2 protein-coding genes and 1 pseudogene are annotated in these 3,171 nt (G+C 71.6%); all 3 read left to right on the forward strand.

What is annotated here, in order from left to right; genetic code table 11:
* A pseudogene (locus ACK4UM_RS20885) lies at positions 1-225 on the forward strand (hypothetical protein); the annotation flags it as partial.
* A gap of 190 nt (positions 226-415) precedes the next feature.
* The gene (locus ACK4UM_RS20890) at positions 416-1,864 is read left to right on the forward strand and encodes a LutB/LldF family L-lactate oxidation iron-sulfur protein (RefSeq protein WP_409802983.1); all 1,449 of its coding nucleotides are present in this window, start codon (positions 416-418) and stop codon (positions 1,862-1,864) included.
* A 13-nt stretch (positions 1,865-1,877) separates the two neighbouring features.
* Positions 1,878-2,564, forward strand: a complete 687-nt coding sequence (locus ACK4UM_RS20895) for a lactate utilization protein C (RefSeq protein ID WP_409802985.1) — start codon at positions 1,878-1,880, stop codon at positions 2,562-2,564.
* Positions 2,565-3,171: the final 607 nt, after the last annotated feature.

Here is a 3,171-nt window from a genome sequence, read left to right on the forward strand (position 1 = left end):
CCGCGCGCCGCGCCGCTCCCCGGCCGCGAGCCGCCGCGCCCACCGGCCGCGCTCGGCGCCTCCGGGTTCACCGCCGCGCCCGCCGCGCCCCTGCCTCCGGCGGGACTAGGCCTCACGGGCATCTTCTTCGCCCCACCGACCGCCACGCCCGCGAGCCTCGGAGCGCCCTTCGCGGGGCTGGCGGGTGGGGACGGACGGACGTTGCGGCGGGTGGGGGAGCGGTGAGGGGAGGGGGGGACACCTGCTCGCAAGCGATTCTCGGCTTCTGGCCGACGAAACGAGGATAGGTTCGCCGGAGGCATGAACGGCCACGGGCGGGTCCCCGCGACCCGCCACCCCCTCGCCAATCGCCTCGGCACCCGCTAGAACCGTGGCGTCGACACGAACGAGACCGCCCCGGGGAGGCGCCGCGCCCATGACCGCTCATCCGACGTCGCCGCAATTCAAGGACAATGCGCGCAAAGCGCTCGCGGACACGCAATTGCAGCGGGCGCTCGGCAACGTGCGGGCGGGGTTCATCGAGAAGCGGGTGCGGGCGGCCGAGCGGCTGCCGGAATTCGAGGCGCTGCGCGACAGCGCGCGCGACATCAAGAACCACACGCTCGCCCATCTCGACCTCTATCTCGAGCGCTACGTCGAGGCGGTCGAGCGCTCGGGCGGGCACGTGCACTTCGCCCGCAACGCGGAGGAGGCGCGCACCATCGTCGCGCGCATCTGCGAGGACGTCGGCGCCAAGACGGTCACGAAGGGCAAGTCGATGATCGCCGAGGAGATCGCGCTCAACGCGCATCTCGAGGCGCGCGGCATCGTGCCGGTCGAGACCGATCTCGGCGAGTACATCATCCAGTTGCGCCACGAGATGCCCTCCCACATCATCGCGCCGGCCGTGCACCTCAATGCGAGCCAGGTCGAGGAGGATTTCCGCCGCGCGCACACGCATCTCGACCCCGCGCGCGACCTCTCCGAGCCCGTCTCGCTCCTCACGGAAGCGCGCGCCGTCCTGCGCGAGCGCTTCCTCGCGGCGGATGTCGGCATCACGGGCGCGAACTTCCTCGTCGCCGAGACCGGCACCTCGATCATCGTCACGAACGAGGGCAACGGCGACCTCACCCAGCTCCTCCCGAAGACGCACGTCGTCATCGCCTCGATCGAGAAGATCGTGCCGACCCTCGAGGACGCGAGCCAGATCCTGCGCGTCCTCGCCCGCTCCGCCACGGGCCAGGACATCTCCGTCTACACCACCTTCTCCACCGGCCCGCGCCGCGCGGAAGATCCCGACGGCCCCGAGAACTACCACGTCGTCATTCTGGACAACGGCCGCTCCTCCATGCTGGGCACCAGTTTCGAGGACATGTTGCGGTGTATCCGCTGTGGCGCTTGCATGAACCACTGCCCGGTCTACCACGCGGTCGGCGGTCATGCTTACGGCTGGGTCTATCCGGGGCCGATGGGTGCCGTGCTGACGCCGTCGCTCATCGGCGTCGACAAGGGCGGACATCTGCCGAATGCGTCGACCTTCTGCGGCCGGTGCGAGAGCGTCTGCCCGGTGCGCATCCCGCTGCCGAAGCTGATGCGGCATTGGCGCGAGCGCGAGTTCGAGCGCCATCTCTCGCCGGCGACCGTCCGCTCGGGCCTCAAGCTGTGGGGCTTCTTCGCGCGGCGCCCGACGCTCTACCGCCTCGCCACCCGCCTCTCGATGAACGTGCTCGCCGCGTTCGGCCGCAAGAAGGGCCGCTTCGCGAGCCTGCCCTTCGCCGGCGGCTGGACCCGCACGCGGGACTTCCCCGCGCCTCAGGGGGAGACGTTCCAGGAGCGCTTCCGCCGCGAGCGCGCCGGCCGCCCCGCCCACAAGCAGGCCGTGTGAGGGGAGGGGGCTCATGTCGCGCACGAACGATCCCGCCCGCGCCGAGGTCTTGGCCGCGATCCGCCGCTCGCTCGGCGTCACCGGCGCCGAGGCGCCGCGCCGCGCCGCCGTCGAGGAGCGCCTCGCCAACGCCCCGCGCGGGGTGATCCCCGCCCGCGGCCAGGCGGACGGGGAGGAGCGGCTCGCGGTCTTCGCCCGCGAGGTCGAGATCTCGCTCGCCACCATCGCGCGCGTCGAGAGCGCCGAGGCCGTGCCCGCCGCGATCGCGGAATTCCTGCGCGAGCACAACCTGCCGGCGGCGATCCGCATGGGCGAGGACGAGCGCCTCGCCGCCATGCCCTGGGACGAGACGGCGCTCGCGATCGAGCGCGGCCCGAGCGCGGGCGGCGATCTCGTCGGCGTCAGCCACGCCTTCGGCGGCGTCGCCGAGACGGGCACGCTCGCCCTCGTCTCCGGCCCCCAGAACCCCTCGACCCTCAATTTCCTTCCCGACACGCATGTGGTGGTCGTGCGCGCCTCCGACGTCGCGCGCGATTACGAGAGCCTCTGGGCGCGCCTGCGCGAGACCTACGGCCGGGGCCTGATGCCCCGCACCGTCAACTGGGTCACGGGCCCCTCCCGCTCCGGCGACATCGAGCAACGCCTCTTCCTCGGCGCCCACGGCCCCCGCCGGCTGCACGTGGTGCTGGTGGAGGGGTGAGGGCGCGGGTCTCGGTGTCGTGCACAGCTCGCTCTCGATGCTCGTGACGAACGCCGACTTTGTCCTTCCCCCAAGGGGGAAGGACAAGAATGCCCGTCATTCACGTTGCCGCGAGCGACCCGAACGACGCCTAAGTCTCCAACGCGATCCTGATCGCGCGGTCCACCTTCCCCAGATCGTCGGCGTCGAGATGGCCGAGGCGGGTGCGGAGCGTCTGGAGCAGGCGCGCGTGAGCCGGCGTGCGCGAGAGCGGGATCTCGCGCGCGAAGAAGTCGATCGCGTCGAGTTCCAGGACGGCGGCGAGCTTCTCGAGCGTGTCGGGGGAGAGGTGACCCTCGTGTCATCGAGTCAGTCGCGCCGGCCGGGGTACGACACGCTCCACCGGTGTCATCCCCGGCCGGAGGGCGCTTGCGCCCGGAGGGGAAGGGGACCCAGCACAGGAAGATGCTTGCGAAGCAAGCACTCATGGCGGCGACGAGCCGCCTGGTCGGCGGCGACGGAAGCGTGCTCCGCACGCGTCTTCTCGTGCTGGGTCCCCTTGTAATAGCGAACCCTGATATGACGGTCCTGCTCTTCGGGGCGCCGGGCCCGGGGTGGCCACCCCGGG

Source organism: Salinarimonas sp. (assembly GCF_046292825.1).
In the GTDB taxonomy this organism is placed as follows: domain Bacteria; phylum Pseudomonadota; class Alphaproteobacteria; order Rhizobiales; family Beijerinckiaceae; genus Salinarimonas.

Coding starts and splice junctions, on each gene's coding strand:
- ACK4UM_RS20890 (WP_409802983.1), top strand. CDS start 416: ATGACCGCTCATCCGACGTCGCCGCAATTCAAGGACAATGCGCGCAAA.
- ACK4UM_RS20895 (WP_409802985.1), top strand. CDS start 1,878: ATGTCGCGCACGAACGATCCCGCCCGCGCCGAGGTCTTGGCCGCGATC.